Annotated in this window: 11 protein-coding genes; 6 read left to right on the top strand and 5 right to left on the bottom strand. The window is 71.6% G+C overall.

Annotation, left to right across the window (positions count from 1 at the left end):
* Nucleotides 1-59: 59 nt before the first annotated feature.
* Nucleotides 60-1559, bottom strand: a complete 1500-nt coding sequence (locus AB0D14_RS21840) for a hypothetical protein (protein WP_362781421.1) — start codon at nucleotides 1557-1559, stop codon at nucleotides 60-62.
* 232 nt (nucleotides 1560-1791) lie between these two features.
* On the opposite strand from AB0D14_RS21840, the gene AB0D14_RS21835 reads away from it, so the two are divergent.
* Nucleotides 1792-2934, top strand: a complete 1143-nt coding sequence (locus tag AB0D14_RS21835; protein ID WP_362781419.1) for an aminoglycoside phosphotransferase family protein — start codon at nucleotides 1792-1794, stop codon at nucleotides 2932-2934.
* A gap of 336 nt (nucleotides 2935-3270) precedes the next feature.
* Nucleotides 3271-5262, top strand: coding sequence for an N-acetylmuramoyl-L-alanine amidase (locus tag AB0D14_RS21830; protein ID WP_362781418.1), 1992 nt, complete (start codon nucleotides 3271-3273; stop codon nucleotides 5260-5262).
* Nucleotides 5263-5268: 6 nt separating this feature from the next.
* Here the strand turns inward: AB0D14_RS21830 and AB0D14_RS21825 are convergent, their stop codons facing one another.
* On the bottom strand, nucleotides 5269-6123 hold the full coding sequence (locus tag AB0D14_RS21825) for a (2Fe-2S)-binding protein (protein WP_362781416.1): 855 nt from the start codon (nucleotides 6121-6123) through the stop codon (nucleotides 5269-5271).
* A 259-nt stretch (nucleotides 6124-6382) separates the two neighbouring features.
* On the opposite strand from AB0D14_RS21825, the gene AB0D14_RS21820 reads away from it, so the two are divergent.
* From AB0D14_RS21820 to AB0D14_RS21805, 4 genes are all read left to right on the top strand, one after another.
* On the top strand, nucleotides 6383-7564 hold the full coding sequence (locus AB0D14_RS21820) for an ATP-grasp domain-containing protein (RefSeq protein ID WP_362781414.1): 1182 nt from the start codon (nucleotides 6383-6385) through the stop codon (nucleotides 7562-7564).
* On the top strand, nucleotides 7561-9324 hold the full coding sequence (locus tag AB0D14_RS21815) for an IucA/IucC family protein (protein WP_362781412.1): 1764 nt from the start codon (nucleotides 7561-7563) through the stop codon (nucleotides 9322-9324). The genes AB0D14_RS21820 and AB0D14_RS21815 overlap by 4 nt, the downstream gene beginning before the upstream one ends.
* Before the next feature lie 124 nt (nucleotides 9325-9448).
* Nucleotides 9449-11305 (top strand): IucA/IucC family protein, encoded by a 1857-nt coding sequence (locus AB0D14_RS21810; protein ID WP_362781410.1) that lies wholly within the window; start codon nucleotides 9449-9451, stop codon nucleotides 11303-11305.
* Nucleotides 11302-12564 (top strand): type III PLP-dependent enzyme, encoded by a 1263-nt coding sequence (locus AB0D14_RS21805; RefSeq protein ID WP_362781408.1) that lies wholly within the window; start codon nucleotides 11302-11304, stop codon nucleotides 12562-12564. Before AB0D14_RS21810 ends, AB0D14_RS21805 begins: the two co-directional genes overlap by 4 nt.
* Nucleotides 12565-12573: 9 nt before the next feature.
* Here AB0D14_RS21805 and AB0D14_RS21800 read toward each other — a convergent pair whose 3' ends face one another.
* The 3 genes from AB0D14_RS21800 to AB0D14_RS21790 all read right to left on the bottom strand — a co-directional run bounded on the left by AB0D14_RS21800 (nucleotide 12574) and on the right by AB0D14_RS21790 (nucleotide 16834).
* Entirely contained in the window at nucleotides 12574-13071 is a 498-nt protein-coding gene (locus AB0D14_RS21800) for a hypothetical protein (protein ID WP_362781407.1), read from the bottom strand.
* A gap of 207 nt (nucleotides 13072-13278) precedes the next feature.
* Nucleotides 13279-16344 (bottom strand): AAA family ATPase, encoded by a 3066-nt coding sequence (locus AB0D14_RS21795; RefSeq protein ID WP_362781405.1) that lies wholly within the window; start codon nucleotides 16342-16344, stop codon nucleotides 13279-13281.
* A 247-nt stretch (nucleotides 16345-16591) separates the two neighbouring features.
* Nucleotides 16592-16834 (bottom strand): DUF397 domain-containing protein, encoded by a 243-nt coding sequence (locus AB0D14_RS21790; protein ID WP_362781403.1) that lies wholly within the window; start codon nucleotides 16832-16834, stop codon nucleotides 16592-16594.
* Nucleotides 16835-16836: the final 2 nt, after the last annotated feature.

Raw genomic sequence — 16836 nt, 5'->3', positions numbered from 1 at the left:
ACGCGTTCTTACGGCGTGTTCTTACGGCGGCATGGGGCGGGTGGCAGCGCACGCGCCCCCTATGCCCGTGCGCTGTTGTTGCCCCTGGGCTTCAACGCGCCCTTCGGCAACGACAGTTTGATCTCCTCACGCAGATCGTGGATCTTCGGGTAGCTGGAGTACTGCCCCGTCAGCCGGTACATCTCACGGAGCCGGTCCCAGGTGCGATGGGACGAGTTCGAACCCATCGACGTCAGGGCCAGCCGTGCGTACCGGTCGGCTTGCTCGGGGTCGTCTGCGATGAAGCAGGCGGAGGCGAGTGAGAGGTGGTCGAAGATCTTCGACCGTTCCCGGCCCTTCTCCCGCAGCGCCAGGGCCTCCTTGGCGTGGCGTTGCGCGACGGCGGCCGCAGCCGGGTCGTGCTCCGCGAGCGTCCGGTAGGCCAGAGCCTGCATCCCGTGCATGTCCGCCTCGTCGAACAGCTGCATCCAGCTCGGCGGCGGCACGTCACCCTGGTCCGAGACGAAGAGGTCCTCCGCCTCACCCAGAGTGCGCCGCATGGCCTGCGCCTTGCCCATCGACGCCTGCGCCCAGGCCTCGATGGTGTAGAGCATGGCCCTCGTACGAGGCAGGACCTCGTCGCCGGATCCCGACTTGGCGAGCTTCATGAGGTCGAGCGCGTCGTCGGGCCGGCCCAGGTGCACCATCTGACGGGCCGCTCGGGAAAGTGCCTCGCCCGCGCGGGGCCGGTCACCGCCTTCTCGGGCCGCGTGCGCGGCGATGATGAAGTATTTCTGAGCCGTGGGCTCCAGACCGACGTCGTGCGACATCCAGCCCGCGAGGACGGCCAGGTTGGCGGCGACGCCCCACAGGCGCCGCTGCAGATGGTCGGGGTGCCGGTAGGAGAGCATGCCTCCCACCTCGTTGAGCTGTCCTACGACAGCCTTGCGTTGCAGGCCGCCACCGCGAGCCGCGTCCCAGGCCCGGAACACCTCGACCGAGCGCTCCAGTTCCTCGATCTCCTGCGATCCGATGGGGGCGGCCTCGTAACGGTCGAACCCAGCGGGGTCGGCATGCAGGGGATGGTCGGTTTCTGGGGCGTCGGCCGCGAGGACCGGATCGGTGTGCAGCCACTCGTGCATGGAGCTGCTGAGCGTGGAGCCTGCGGCAAGCGCGGCACCCGCGCCCACCAAGCCGCGTCGGTTGAGCATGAGGTCCATTCCCGTGAATTCGGTGAGGACCGCGGCAGTCCGCTCGGGCGCCCACGGCACACCGTCGGGATGTTCCACACTCCCGCCGCCCTGCCGTTTCCCCGTGCGCCCGTGCCGGACCAGACCGAGATCCTCAATGGTCACGACACGGCCGAGACGCTCGGTGAACAGTGCTGCCAGCACCCGCGGCACCGGATCGCGTGGGACCTCTCCCATGTCGATCCACCGCCGCACCCTTGAAGTATCTGTCGCCAGCTGGGGGTGGCCCATGGCCGCCGCCTGCCGGTTGACCATCCTCGCGAGTTCGCCCTTGGACCAGCCGGCCAGGCCGAACAGGTCCGACAGTCGGGTGTTGGGTTGTCCGCTCACGTCAAGCCCCCAGGTTCTCGGCTGAGTTGACAGTAACCGTCTGTCAGTTGCTGAGCGACTATTCGCCAGGGTTCGCCAGGGCACGCCAGATGGTGTGCCACTGGGCGAAAGGTGTCAGGTAGGAACGCGCCACCCCGACCCGGTCACCGAGGGACATTCCCCAGGGTGCACCAGGGTGACCGGGGCGGGTAGCGCGGCAACTCGTCGGCACGCGAAGGGATCTGTTTCGCCCATGTACACAGCATCGTCCTCCGTGTCCGCCCCGACCCGGTCGCTGCTCGCCCGCCCGGCCGGCGGCGGCCCTTATCTCGACCCCGGACGCCCGTCGGCGGCCCCCGTGCTCGGCGCCGGCCGGACACGGCGTATGCCGGGGCTCGGCACGCAACCGCTCAGCGGGAGACTCGACTTGTCCGGTCCCCAGGGCGCCCAGCTGCGTACGGCGATCGCGTCGGTGCACCGCATCTGTCCGGAGTTCGCTCCGGTACAGGTGCTGCGCCGCAGCGGACGCTCCGTGCTTCTCGTCGGAACGACAGGACGCAGCACCGCCGTCGCCAAGTGTTTACTGGACCACTCCCCCGTGTGGGCCGAACGGATCCGGCATGAAATAGCGGCATACCGCTCGTTCGTGCGGCACCGGCCACCGGTGCGGGTGCCCCGCCTGATCGCTGCGGACCCGGACAACTGCACGCTGGTGATCGAGCGGATGCCGGGCCGGGTGGCGGCGCTGCACCGGCATCCGGCGGAGGCCCCGCCCCGCGCGGACATCAGGGCGGCGCTCGGCGCGATCTGCCGGCTCAACGCGTGGCGGCCGCCGACGGGGACGTTCGACGCCCCGCTGGACTACGCGGCGCGGATCTCCCGCTATCACGAGCTGGGGCTGCTCACCGACCGGGACATGGGCGACCTGCAGAAACTGGTGCACGGCATCGCGCACTCGGCCGGCCGCCAGGGCATGGGACAGTTCTGTCACGGCGATGCCCTTCTGTCGAACATGCTTCTCTCACCGGCCGGTCCAGTGCTGGTGGACTGGGAGCACGCGGGCTGGTATCTGCCGGGGTACGACCTGGCGACGCTGTGGGCGGTCCTCGGGGACGCGCCCGTCGCCCGCCGTCAGATCAGCCAGCTCGCCCAGTCGGCAGGACCCGCGGCGCGTGACGCGTTCCTGGTGAACCTGATGCTCGTCCTCACCAGGGAGATCCGCACGTACGAGACGGCCGTGCAGCGTTCGATGCACGAGACGACCCCGGCGGCACCGGGACCGGCCCACCCGGGTGCCGCGCCGTCCGGCGAGGAACAGCGGCTGCTGCTGAGGCGGCTGCACGACGACTGCCAGATGGCCCGCAAGGCCGTACGCGCGGCGGTCGGTACTCGCTGACGGGGACAGAGGTCCGCGGTGCGCCCAGGACAGCGGCGCACCGCGGACCTTCGTCATGTCCGGCCCCCGGCCCCCGGCCCCCGGCCCCCGGCCCCGCTTCCCGCTTCCCGCTTCCCGCTTCCCGCTTCCCGCTTCCCGCCGGACAGAATAAAGGTCTACACCACTGACGCCTCGCAGGCCGGGTCACCACCGCCCCGATATCGGTGAACATCCGCCGCTGACGTGGGAAATCGCACGCCTCTGGGAATGATTGACGGATCGTCGGAGAGCCGGTACCACTGACGCACACCCGCCCCCGTACGTACTGTCACGCTCCACCGCCCCAGGAGGCCTGCCTTGCGAGGATCCCCCACCGACCCCAGCCCTTCCGCCCGGCACAGACGTGCTCGGCGGGCCGCGGGTGCCGTCGCCTCGGCCGCGCTGCTGCTGCCCCTGCTCGGCGCCGCCCCGTACGACGGCGGCTGGCAGGCGTCCGCGCCCTCCGCACGTCTGCAGCATGCTTTCGCCGACGCGTCCGCCGCATACGACGTGCCACAGAGTGTGCTCCTCGCCGTCTCCTACCTGCAGTCCCGCTGGGACGCGCACGACGGGGCGCCCAGTGTCACGGGCGGTTACGGTCCGATGCATCTGACCGACGCCCGCACGGCGATCGCCCGGACCGTGGCACCGCACCACAGCGACGGTGCCGAGGACGCCCGCGGCGACGACGCGCGCGGCGCCCGCCTGCCGGCGGCCAGGAAGGCCCCGGAGAACACTCGGCTTCCGGCCCGTCTCAAGACGTTGACGAAGGCCGCCGAACTGAGCGGCATCCCGGCAAAGCGGTTGCGTACGGACGCGGCCGCCAATGTGGCGGGCGGTGCCGCGCTGCTGGCCGCCGCCCAGAAGCAGCTCGGTGAGCCGCTCAGTGACGACGCGGCCGACTGGTACGGAGCGGTGGCCCGCTACTCGGGTGCCGACGACACGGCGACGGCGGCGACGTACGCCGATGATGTCTTCGACGTGATCCGCCGGGGCGAGGAGCGCACGACGGACGCGGGGCAGCGGATCACGCTCGGCGCGCAGCCGCGGCTGCGCGCGGCGACGGCACAGGTGCGCAGTGCGGGGCTGCGGGCGCCCGCTGCGGGCGCCACCGAGTGCCCGGGAACCGTGTCCTGCGAGTGGATTCCGGCGCCGTACGAGGAGTTCGGGGACGGCGACTACGGAAATCACGACCTCGGCGACCGGCCGAAGTCCCAGAGCATCAAGTACATCGTCGTGCATGACACCGAGGGCGCCTGGGACGGCGTCCTCGATCTGGTGCAGGACCCGACCTATGTGTCGTGGCAGTACACCCTGCGCTCCACCGACGGGCACATCGCCCAGCATGTGAAGGCCAAGGACGTGGCCTGGCACGCCGGCAACTGGTACGTCAACGCCAAGTCGATCGGCCTGGAACACGAGGGGTTCCTGACCGCGCCCGACACCTGGTACACGGAGGCGATGTACCGGTCGTCGGCGCGGCTGGTGAAGTACCTGTCCAAGAAGTACGGCATTCCGCTGGACCGGCAGCACATCCTCGGCCACGACACCGTGCCCGGAACCACGACCGCGACCATTCCGGGGATGCACACGGACCCGGGGCCGTACTGGGACTGGGAGCACTATTTCGCGTTGCTCGGCAAGCCGCTGCACGCCACGGCCGGACCGAAGGGCGGACTGGTGACCGTGGCGCCGCGGTTCGCCGGGAACAAGCCGGAGTTCACCGGCTGCGTCGCCAAGGGGGAGCCCTGCGCGGCGCACGGATCGAGCGCCGTACGCCTCTACACCGAGCCGCGCGAGGACGCCCCGCTCGTCAAGGACATCGGTCTGCGGCCCACGGGCGCGGATTCCACGACCGACGTGAACGACCTGGGTTCGCGTGTCTCCACGGGCCAGCAGTACGCGGTCGCCGCACGCGACGGCGACTGGACCGCGATCTGGTACCTGGGCCAGAAGGCCTGGTTCAGGAACCCGGAGAAGCAGCCGACGGCGGTGGACGCGGCCGGTGCCGTCATCACCCCGAAGGCCGGGCTGACCGAGATCCCCGTCTACGGGCGCGCCTACCCGGAGAAGGAGGCCTACCCGGAGGGTGTGCCCGTCCAGTCGGTCTCGCCGCTGCCGTACAAGCTGCTCGCGGGGCAGAAGTACGCGGCCGGTGACAAGGTGCCGGGCGAATACTTCTACGCGCCGACCTTCGACACGACACCGCACCGGGTGGTGCGTGGTTCGGACATGTACTACGAGATCCAGTTCGGACACCGGGTGGCGTTCGTACGGGCCGCCGATGTGCGGGTGATGCCGTCCGCGTGACGGGGCTCAGCCCTCGATCCGGCGCAGTCGCTCGGTGTCGCCGACGCGGGGGCAGGTGGCGCAGGCCTCGGCGGGGCGGATCGTGTAGTAGAGGCAGCATCCCATGCGGGTACGTGTGGGATGCTGCCGACCGTCGCTGTCGGTGAGGTGGCGGAAGTCCGCTCCGCCGGGGAAGGGCGGGACGGCGGTGGGCAGCAGCGCGGTGGCGGCCCGTACGGCGTCGGGTTCCCGGCCGAGCATGCGGCCGAGGTACCAGATCCCGGAGACGAGGTCGTCGGTGACCAGGCCCCACAGTGCGCGCGGGCCGCGCCGGATGTACGGGCCGATGGCGCGGAGCAGCGGCTCCATGTGGTCGGCGACGGCGACCCTCAACTCCGCGCGCAGCGCTTCCTCGTGAGGCACGGTCAGCATCCCGGGGAGTGCGGCGGCCGGGTCTTTTGGGAGGCAGGCCAGGTCTGCTCCGGGGCTGATCTCGAACACGCCGGACGCAAGATCGATCCGTACGTCCTCCGGGCTGATACGCGGCACCCGGCCCGTGAGGTACCAGGCGCCGCTCATCAACAGGCCGACCGACCAGGCGTAGTGGTGAAGGGCGCGGGAGGCGGCGACATCGCGGCGCGGGTCGTGGTCGTAGCGTGCCCGGATGCGGGTGTCCTCAGCCTGAAGAAAAGCCTCCAGGGCTTCCGCGTTCTTCGTCAACTCCGCGCCGTTCAGGCCAGTTCGGGTGGCACTCGACGCCGGGTCGCCCACGCGCACCGTCAACGCCCGGCACACCTCCGCCAGGTGCCGATACGTGTCGGAGAGCAGGCCGGACACGGTTGCGGCCGCACCGGTCGACGGAGTCTCCAGGGCCACGGTCATCGACACTCCTGTACATGGGGGCAAAGCGAGAAACTCAGGTAAGGCTTACCTTAGTATAGGGATCGCCTGCAGCAGTGCGTGACCACACCCGCCGAGCAGCGATCAAGGGAGGTGCACGTCACCACACCTCCATAGTCGGCACCTGGTTTGAGAAACAGAACATGCCTGACCTAATCTCACTCAATGTGACCGCGCTCGAACCGGCCGCGCCTGGTGTCTGCCGCAACCGCCCCCACACAAGCGGAAGTTGTTCCCTCGCATGCGTATGTGTCTGCTGGCCCTCAACCCGACCGACTCCGTCACCGAAGGGTTTCTGCCGGCCGCGGCACGGCTGGGCCTCGACGTGACGGTCCTCACCGACCAGCCGAACGCCCACCGGCGCGCGTATCCGGAGATCGAGATCCTGGAGTGCGACGTCCGCGACTTCCGCTCCGTCGTCACCCGGATCTCGACGCTCGGCCGTCCCGACGCGGTCTTCACCAACAGCGACCATCTGCAGACCCAGGCCGCCCTGGCCGCCGACTACTTCGGCCTGCCGGGCAAGGACTGGCGGGTCACCCTGCGCACCAAGGACAAGGCGGAGATGCGGCGCCATCTCGCCTCCGCCGGCGCGGACCCGGTGTGGTCGGCCGAAGTCACCGGCCACACGGAGGTGACCGCCCTCGACGTGCCGTACCCGTGTGTCGTCAAGCCGCGCGAGGGCGTGGCCAGCGAGGACGTCGTGCTCGTCGGGGGGCCCGAGGAACTGGTGGCGCGCTGCGCGGAGATCCGGAGCCGGCGCCCCGGGTCCGCCCTGGTCGTGGAGGAGTATCTGCCCGGGGAGCTCCACACCCTGGAGACGCTCGGCGACGGCCGGGTGCGCCATGTCCTGGGCGGATTCCACACCGTGGTGTCCCCACCGCCGTACTTCGTCGAGGAACGGCTGACCTTCGTCCCGGCCCATCCCGAACCGGTCGTCGCGCAGGTGCTGGCCCAACTCGACGCGCTCGGAGTGGGTTTCGGGGCCTGCCACACCGAGTTCGTGGTGCACGAGGGCCGGGCGAGGATCATAGAGGTCAACTACCGCGCCATCGGCGACCAGTGCGATCTGCTGCTGGCACACCTGCTGGAGATCCCGCTCTTCGATCACATCCTGCGCACCCATCTGGGCGAGCCCCTGCCCACGGAGCTCGGAGTGCGGCGCGACGGCGTGGCCCGGCTGGACTACCCGTGCGCCGGGAGCGCGGGGACGCTGACGGCCGCCCCCGCCGCCACTGAACTCAACGCCAACGGGGTGTGGTTGACCTACCGTCCGCTCCGCGAGATCGGCGAGCGGCATGAGGTGTACCGCACCAATCGCGACTTCCTGGGCGTGGTGCGGGCGACCGGGACCGACCAGGGGGCCGTGGACCGGGCGGTGACCGGGTTCCTCGCCGGGCAGCGGTGGGAGATCCAGCCGTGACAGCCCGGACGGAGGGCGAGCTGGTGACGCGGGTACTCAGCGCACTGCTGCGTGAGGACGTGGTCGGTCTGCGCTCGGCCGGCGAACTCGTCCACCGGCCGGACGGCGCATGGTGGCGACGGGCCGGCGAAAACGGTCAGTTCCTCCTGCTGCCCGTCGTCGAAGACGGGTTCCAGTGCGAGTACGAGGCCCGGCTGCCGTTGCTCGTCGGGGAATCCGGAGAATCCGGGGCATCCAAGCCCGTCCGCCACGAGACGTGCGACGCGATCCTCGCCGCCCTGCGGGACCTGGCCCATCCTCTCGACCGGGAAGGATTCGACACCTTCGCCGAGGAGTGCCGGCAGACGCTGGCCACGCTGCGGTTGCACACCGTGGTCCGCGACGAGGTGGTCCGGACGCTGACGACCCGTCATGGCGTGGAGCCGGCCGACTGGTCGGGGATGACGGGCGGGCTGGCGTACGACACCCTCGCGGCGCACCTCGACCATCCCGTCTACCCGACCGCGCGTGGCCGCTCCGGAATGCACGAGGCCCATCTGCGGGCGTACGCACCGGAGTTGCACCCCCGCTTCGCGTTGCGCTGGCTCGCACTTCCCCGGGACGCCGTCACCGGGACGTTTCCGGACCGCTGGCCCACGCCCGCGGCGCTCGGCCTCGGCGGGCTGGACCGTACTCATGTGGCGCTGCCCGTCCACCCGTTGACCGTCGGCGCCCCGCTGGAGGGAGCCCTGCGCGCCACCGGTCTCACCGACCGGGCCGTGCTCGCCGACCGCGCCCGCCTCGAAGTCGTGCCGACCCTGTCGATGCGTACCGTCGCCCTGTCATCGGAGCCGTCCCTGCATGTCAAACTGCCTTTGCCGACCGCCACGCTGGGACAGCGCAACCGGCGGACCATCAAACCCGGCACACTCGTCGACGGGGCCGCCGGACAACGTCTGATCGAGCAGATCATCGTCCGCGAGCCTCGATTCCGCGGCACGGTCCTGCACGCCGACGAGACCGTGTACGCGCACGCCGGGCACGAACTGCTCGCCGCTCTGTTCCGGCGGTACCCCGACGGCCTCCAGGACTCCACCGTCGTGCCCATGGCGGCGCTGCTGGCCGAAGCGCCCGGCGGACGGCTGGTCGTCGACCATCTGGCCGACCGCTTCTACGGCGGAGACCTCCTCGCGCTGCTGGACTCCTGCCTGACCCTGCTCTTCGACTGGCAGACCACGCTGTTCGGGTACGGAATCGCACTTGAGTCGCACCAGCAGAACGTCTCGATGGTCCTCGACCGGCGGCACGACGGCGCTACACGGCTACGGCTGCTGTTGAAGGACAACGACGGGCCGCGCATCAACAGCCGGCGTCTGAGCGGGCGGTTGGGGGACGAAGCTCCGGGGCCGGGGGACTTCGACGACCACCGGACCTTCGGTGACAGTGACCGGCCGGTCGTCGACCTGTTCACCACCATCACGGTCCATCTGTGCGCCGGCGCCTACGCCTTCGGGCTCGCGCGGCACGGTCGCGCGCCGCTGCCCGTACTGCTGCGGCTCGTACGCGACCGGCTCTCCGAAGCGATCGAGCGGCTCGGGACGGGAGCCGGCGAGCCCGGTGCCGTACTGCGCGCCCGGGTGCTGGACGCGCCGCGCCTGCCGGTCAAGGCGATGGTCACCGCGGGGACCCTCCTCACCAAGGAACGTTCGGGCGCGGCGGACATCAACAAGCACTACACCAGCGGCCCCAACTACCTGCTGCGTACCGGAGGTTCGGCATGAGCACCACGGAACGGCGTGGCCGGCCCCCACCCCGCCCCGATCGGCGTACGGCTGATCCCCGGTCGCCCTGATCACCGTATGCGCCACCGCCCCTTCGCTCGCTTTGCACCCGCTGGAGCTGCACATGCCCTCGCTGACCGAGTCGCTCGGTAGCACTTCCCTCGCCGTCCCGAGCCCCGCTCCCGGTCACACCGCGCAGGCCCGACTCCCCTCACCGGACGAGGCCGTTGCGCACACCCTCCTCAACTGTCTGTTGCGCGAGGTGTCGGCTCCCGAGCAGCAGACCGCCCTCACCGACCGCCATCTGCTGCTGCGGCTGCCCCGCCGCGGTGTGCTGCTGCGGGTCGCGCTGCGCCGTACGTCGATGCTCGGCGCGCACCGCTTCACCGGTCCGGTGAGTGAGCGGACGGCTGACGGCGGCTGGAGAGAGGCCGACTGGCGGCGGCTCGCGGAACTCACGCAGGACGAGCTGTTCCTGCGGACCGGTGTGCGCAACGAGGAGTTCCTGGAGCAGATCGACTCCAGCCACACGGCTGTCGCCGCGTCCCTCACCGTACGAACCGGAACCGGCCGAGCGCCTCTGCCCGTACGGACGGGGGCCGGGCCGGCACCGGTGGACACACCCGTCGCGGCCTACCTCGCCTCCGAGCAGTCGCTGCTGTTCGGGCACCGTTTCCACCCCACGCCCAAGGCACGCACGGGGGACGCGGACTTCTGGCCGGCCTACGCGCCGGAGGCGGGCGCCGTCTTCCCCCTGCGCCACCTCGCCGTACGCGAACACCTGATCGCGGAGGAATCCGCGGAGCCCGGCGCCCTGGACACGCTCGACCGGCTGGGCAGGCCGGACGGGCAGGGCCGGCAGGACCGGCAGGACCGGCAGTCCGTCGCCTCCGTCCCCGAGGGCTACCGGCTGCTGCCCGCGCACCCCTGGCAGTACGCGATGCTGCGCGAGCACCCGGCGCTGCGCGCGGCGATCGGACGCGGGGACATCCTCGACCTCGGCCCGGGCGGCAGGACCTTCGCGGCCACCGCGTCCGTACGGACTCTGTACGACGGCGAGTCGTTCCTGAAGTTCAGCCTGAACATCCGGATCACCAACTGCTGGCGCAAGAACGCGAGTTACGAGCTGTCCGGCGCCGTCGCGCTCACCCGCGTGCTGGGCCCGGTGCTCGCCGACCTGGCCGACCGGTTCCCCGGCAGCGCGGTGCTCCGCGAGCCCGCGTACCGCAGCCTCGCCCTGCCGGGCCCGGACGGCACACCGGACCGCGAGATGCTCGAAGGCTTCGGCGTCATCGTCCGCGAGGGCCTGGCCCGGCGCCTCCTGCCCGGCACCACCCCGCTGCTCGCGGCGGCCGTCGCGGACGAGTACCCCACCAGTCCCGCGCACATCTCCCGTCTCCTCGACGGGGCCGGCCCGCGGGCCGCACTCGACTGGTGGGCGGCCTACCTCAGGCTGCTCGTGCCGCCCGTCCTCGCCGCCTATTTCGACCATGGTCTGGTACTGGAACCCCATCTGCAGAACGTGCTGATCTGCGTCGACGGTGACGGCATGCCCGCCCAGGTCCTCTTCAGGGACCTGGAGGGCGCCAAGCTCGTGCCCGAGCGCCACGCCGAGACCCTCGCCGCGCTGCCGCCCGAGGTCGCGGGCCCAATGACGTACGACGCGCAGCGCGGCTGGGACCGGGTCGTCTACTGCCTGCTCGTGAACCACGTCGCCGAACTGCTCGCCGCCCTCGCCGATCTGCACCCGCACGCCGAGGCCGCGCTGTGGGCGGAGGTCCGCACCACCCTGCTGACGTACGCCGACCGGTACGGCTGTCCGCCGCCGCTGGCCGCGCTGCTCGCGGGAGTGCCGCTGCCCGCCAAGGCGAACCTCCTCACCCGCTGGGAGCGCAAGGCCGACCGCGAAGCCGGATACGTCCGCCTGCCCTCTCCGCTCGGCGAGGGCATCCTGCGCCACCCGACGGGGAGCACCCGATGACCACCACCCCTGCCCCCACCGATGCCGTACGAAACCGGGTTCTGGCTCTGCCCTCCGGAGAACTCCCGGCCTATGTCTACGACTTGGCGGCGTTGCGCGCGCACGCCGAGTCCGTGCGGGCCGCGCTGCCCGAGCGCGTCGAGCTCTACTACGCGGCGAAGGCCAACCCGGAGCCGGAGATCCTGGCCGCGCTCGGCCCGTACGTGGACGGCTACGAGGTCGCCTCGGGCGGCGAACTCGCCCATGTCGCCAGGGCGGTGCCGGGCCGTCCACTGGCCTTCGGCGGCCCCGGCAAGACCCCTGCCGAGATCGTGAGCGCGCTGGAACTTGGCGTGGAGCGCTTCCATGTGGAGAGCGAGTACGAGCTGCACATGCTGGCCGAACTGGTCCGGCAGTGCACGCCGGATGCCCGGGTGGCGGTACTGCCGCGGTTCAACCTTCCTGTGGCGTCGGGCTCGTTGGCGGCGAGCGCCCTCGCGATGGGCGGGCGCCCCACACCCTTCGGCCTCGACCCGTCGCAGGCGGACACGGTGGTGGGCCTGCTCACCGACGGCACCTATCCACACCTCGAACTTCGGGGCGTGCACGCCCACTTGGCCAGCGGGCTGCAGGCTTCGGAACAGCTCGCGGTGGCCGAGTCCATCGTGGACTGGGCTGTCCGGCTGACCGAGCGGCACGGAGTACCGCTCGCCGAGGTGAACGTCGGAGGGGGCATGACGGTCGACTACGCGGCTCCCGGGGAGCGCTTCGACTGGTCCGCGTACGGCAAAGGGCTCGCCCGGCTCATCGCCTCACACTCGGGTCTCACCTCGGATCTGACGCTGCGCATCGAACCCGGGCGGGCTTTGACGGCGTACTGCGGCTGGTACGCGACCGAGGTGCTGGACGTGAAGCAGAGCCACGGCGAGGAGTTCGCCGTGGTACGCGGCGGCACGCACCACCTTCGCACCCCGGCGACCAAGGGGCACGACCAGCCCTGCACTCTGCTCGCGGTGGAGGACTGGCCGCATCCGTGGCCCCGGCCGGCGGCGCGTGGCGAACTGGTCACGCTCACCGGCCAGTTGTGCACACCGAAGGACGTCCTGGCCCGGAACGTCCCGGCATCGACGTCAACATCGGCACAGGCACCGGCATCAGCACTGCGGGCGGGTGACCGCGTGGCGTTCGCGCTCGCGGGTGCCTACGCGTGGAACATCTCCCACCACGACTTCCTCATGCACCCGCGGCCCGGCTTCCACTTTCTGGAAGCGTCGCACTGAGGCTGCGCCTCAGCCCTGCTGGAACAGCTCCGCGGGCAGTGGCTTGAGCAGCGCGTACAGGTCGTCGGTGATGGGGCGGTCCCAGGCGGCGATCGTCACCAGGACCTTGTCGCTGCGGTCGAACTGCACACAGGAGACGCGCGTCTCGGAGAGCTTGAGGCGGCGCACGATGAGGAGGTTGTCGCCCTGCATCACCGGCATGTCCTCGGCGCCGACGACGGTGACCTCTTCGTCGTTCTCCAGCGCCAGCAGCAGCTGGGCCACCTCGAACGGGACCTCTCCGTCGGCGACGTCCCGGGCCGGGGAGCCCTCCGGCAGGTTACCGATGATCATCGCCGGGCCGCGGCCGCCGAACAGGTCGTAGCGCAGGAACACACCCTGACAGCTGCCGTCGGGTGCGGGCAGCAGGCCCGCGCCGAGATTGCCCGGCCAGTCGCCCGGATCCATGGCCAGAACGTCGAAGTCTGGACCTGCGGGAGTGGCGCTGCGGCGGCGGAGGAAGGACATGCCGCAATGGTACGTGCACCGGGGGGCGGTCTGCCCTGGGGTGGACGGCTGCCGACCGGCGATCGCGGGCCACCGGGCGTTGGCCACCACGCGTGGGCCACCCGGCGCCGGGCACTGCGCCCGCCCGTCACCACGCATTCGCCGACGGCAGATGCCAACGCTTGTTGTCAACGGCTGTCGCCAACGCCTGTTGCCAACAGGCGTTGACTAAGCTCCCCGGCTCTCCTTCCGCGCCGCCCCCAGTGCCGCCCCCAGACCAGCGAGGTCTGTTCCCACCTTCCGGTACACCGCCGACAGCAACCGCACCGCCACCGCCTCCTCCGTGCGCAGCTCCGCGGCGATCGCCGTCGTCGGGAGACCGCGCACGGCCAGCTCGGCGGCCGTGCGCTCCCGGGCGGTGAGGGTGTCCGTCTCGGTACCGTGAAGGCGCCGGGGCCGCAACCCGGCGGCCGCGAGTTCGTCGCGGGCTGCCTCGACCAGGCCGTCGGCGCCGCACCCCACGGCCGCGTCGAGCCCCCGGTAGAGGTGGTCGGCGGCCTCCCCCGGACGGCTGCCGCGCAGCTCCGCGCCGAGGGCGACGAGGGCACAGGCCAGTTCGTACGCTGCCGGGGAGCGTTCCAGGTGGTCGACGGATTCTTCGAGGAGTTTGACGCGGGCCGGGCCCGAGGAGACGTCGGCCGCCGCGCGCAGCGCCTGTCCGACCGCCGACGGCGCACCGAAGACCCGGGCCCGCCGCACCGCGTCGAACGCCGTGGCCACGGCCCGCTCCGGGGTGTCGTGGCTCTCGGCTCTGGCGAGGTGCAGCTGCCACGGGCACCAGGCGGGGTTGCGCATGCCACGCGGGTCGAGTCGGCGGCCGGCCGCGGCGAGTTCGGCGGCGGCGTCCTTCGCCAGGCCTCGGGCCAGCAGCAGTTCGCCGTACACCGTCTGGGAGTCGGGGAAGACGACGGCGGCGGGGAACGGCTGCTCGAAGGAGTAGTCCTCGGCGATCTGAGCGGCCTCGGTGATCCGGCCCCGGGCGAGCAGGATCTCGACGAGGGTGCCGACCGCGTACCAGTGCGCGGGGGTGCCGGCGCCGACACGTTCGGCGAGCCCGAGCCCCGCGCGCGCGAAGTCCTCGGCCTCGGCGAGCCGGCCGCGGCGGAAGCGTACGTACGCGAGGAGGGTGTAGCCGAAGGAGAGGTGGGCGCCGTGCCAGCCCTGCCGTTCGAAGTCGGCGATCCCGGCGGCGAACAGTTCCTCGGTGCGTCCCGGCCGGTCGGCGTACATGAAGGTGAGGGCGACGAGGACGGGCACCTCGAAGCCGCGGTCCGCCTCGGCCCAGCCGAATCCGCCGGCGAGGGCGCGCTCCGCGTGGTGGACGGCGATGTGGGCGGGTTCGCCGCGCAGGGTGGCGTCCCAGGCACGCAGGCCGATCACATAGCGCTCGGTGAGATCGCGGCCGGTGAGCCGGTCGGCGAGCCGGGCCAGGCGGCGGGAACGGGCCGGCGAGTCGGGTTCGTCGGCACGGAAGGCGTCCCACATGAACTGCTCCGACTGCATCCGCAGCCGTACGCGCGGGTCGGCGGTCACCTTGACCTCGCGGGCGAGCAGGTCGGAGGCCTCACCGAGGCGGTCGCTGTGGGCGAGGACCTGGGAGAGCCGGTAGACGATGTTGTGGCGCAGCTCCGGGTCGGCGATGGGCTCTTCCAGCGCCGCCCGCAGATGGTTGACGGTGGTCGCCGGTTCGGTGAGCAGGGAGGCGCAGCCGAGTTCGTGGAGGACGGCGGCGCGTTCCGCGAGGGGCGGGGGTTCGCGCAGGGCGCGCGCGAGATAGCGGCGCGCGGCGTCGGGGGCCCCTGCGCGGAGGGTCTCGCGGGCGGCGGCGCGCAGTTGCTGGACGACCAGGGCATCGCCCTCGGGGTGGGTCTCCATGAGGTGCCTGGCGGCGGCGGACGGGCCGAGTCCCGCGTCGATGACACACCAGGCGGCCTGCCCGTGCATGGCGACACGGACCGGTCCGGGCATGGCCCGGTAGACAGCGGTGGCGATGAGCGGGTGGACGAACTCAAGGGTGCCCTCGTCCGTCACGACGCCGGTGAGGATTCGGGCGTCGCGCAGGGCGTTTGCCGCGTCGGCCGCCTCTTCGGGGCCGAGTCCCGCCACGGCCGCCGCGAGCGTCGGGGAGATCTCGGTGCCCAGGAGGGCGCAGGCCCAGGCGAAGCGGACAGTCGAGCTGCCCAGGCGTTCGAGGCGGGCGACGAGTCCGCTGCCCTTGACGGCGGCGGCCAGGTCGCGCAGCAGGTGCGCTCCCGGTTCGGTCGGGGTCAGGCCGCGGTCGTGTACTTTCGCGGTGAGTTCGACGGCCTCGAACGGGTTGCCCGCGGTGACGGCCCAGCACTCGCGGCAGAACGCGTCGTCGGCCCGGGTGCCGAGGGTCTCGCGGACCAGCCGGGCGACCGCGTCGGCGCTCAGCGGCTCCAGGTCGAGGGGGCGTCCGCCGGCGCGGCCGGGCAGGTTTCTGAACGGTTCGGCGTGGTCCGGGAGTTCGTCGGGCCGGTAGGCGACGACGAGCAGCAGGGGCAGTTGTTCGGCGCGGGGTGCGAACGCGGCGAGCCACTGGAGCGACTCCGGGTCGGCCCAGTGTGCGTCGTCGAGGACGACCACCATCGGGGCGCGGCGTACGGCGAGGTGGGTGAGGACCCAGTCGAGGCCGTCACGCAGGCCCTGTTGGTCGGGCGGCGGGCCCTCGGTGGCGGCGCACAGGCCGAGGGCGGGTCCGACGATGGTGTACCAACTGCCGAGCGTGGCCCGGAGTTCGGACTCCGGGATGCCCACGAGCTGGGGTTGCAGGAGCTGGCGTGCGACGTGGAAGGCGACGCACTGTTCCTGGTCGCCGCCTCGTGCGGACAGGACCGTGCAGCCCTTGGCGCCGGCTCGTCGGCATACTTCGGCGAGGAGGCTCGTCTTGCCGATCCCGGCACGTCCGGCGAAGGCCAGCAGCCCGCCTCGGGGCTGGCCGGGCAGCTCGGAACCGTCCAGGAGACGGCCCGCGCCGTCCCTGAGCAGCCCTGCGCCGTCCAGGAGGAACTCGGGGTCCTCCCCGTCCGGCCCCGGGCCCTGCCGAGGGGGCCCGGAGGGCTCTCCACGATCCCCGTCGGCGACCGCGCGGAGTCCGAGGGCGCCCGGACCTCGTCCTGAGGGGCCCGTTCGCAGCCCGGTCACCTCGCCCAACGCCTCGTCCACTGCCGCGAGTTCCATCTCGCGTTCGAAGAGCGTCCTTCTGCTCCGCATGCCGTGCCGCCCCATGACGCACCCCCTGCCGCGGTGGTGCAGCCGACGCGGGGAGACGGTGCGCACCGTGGCCTACAAGCACCTCAGCGTACGCCGGGAGCGAGTGCCGCGGGTCCGTCCGACCGTTACTGACCGGAGCGTTCGGCCGGCTGTTCCAGCAGGGCCGGGGCCGCACCGGGGGCAGCCCGGTCGGCCCCAGTCGCGTCGGCACTGGGGCCCCGGCCGTCCCCTCGAATGACAGCGGCTCTCAGGTGAGGTCGAACTCCCCCTCCCGCGCCCCTGACACGAACACGCCCCACTCCGCGGGTGTGAAGATCAAGGAGGGGCTTTCCGGGCGGCCACTGTTGCGCATCGCGATGAAGCCTTCGACAAAGGCGATCTGGACATCCCCCCGCCCCCGGCTGCTCGAGTGCCAGTCGGCCTTACTGAGGTCAAGCTCCGGCTTGTCCCAGCCCGCGAGCGGGTGCTGCTGGATGGTGCTCTCGGCCACGT

Origin of the sequence: Streptomyces sp. NPDC048484, assembly GCF_040651415.1 — a bacterium.
Taxonomy (GTDB): Bacteria; Actinomycetota; Actinomycetes; order Streptomycetales; family Streptomycetaceae; genus Streptomyces.
This window is presented reverse-complemented; position numbering and strand designations above follow the sequence as displayed.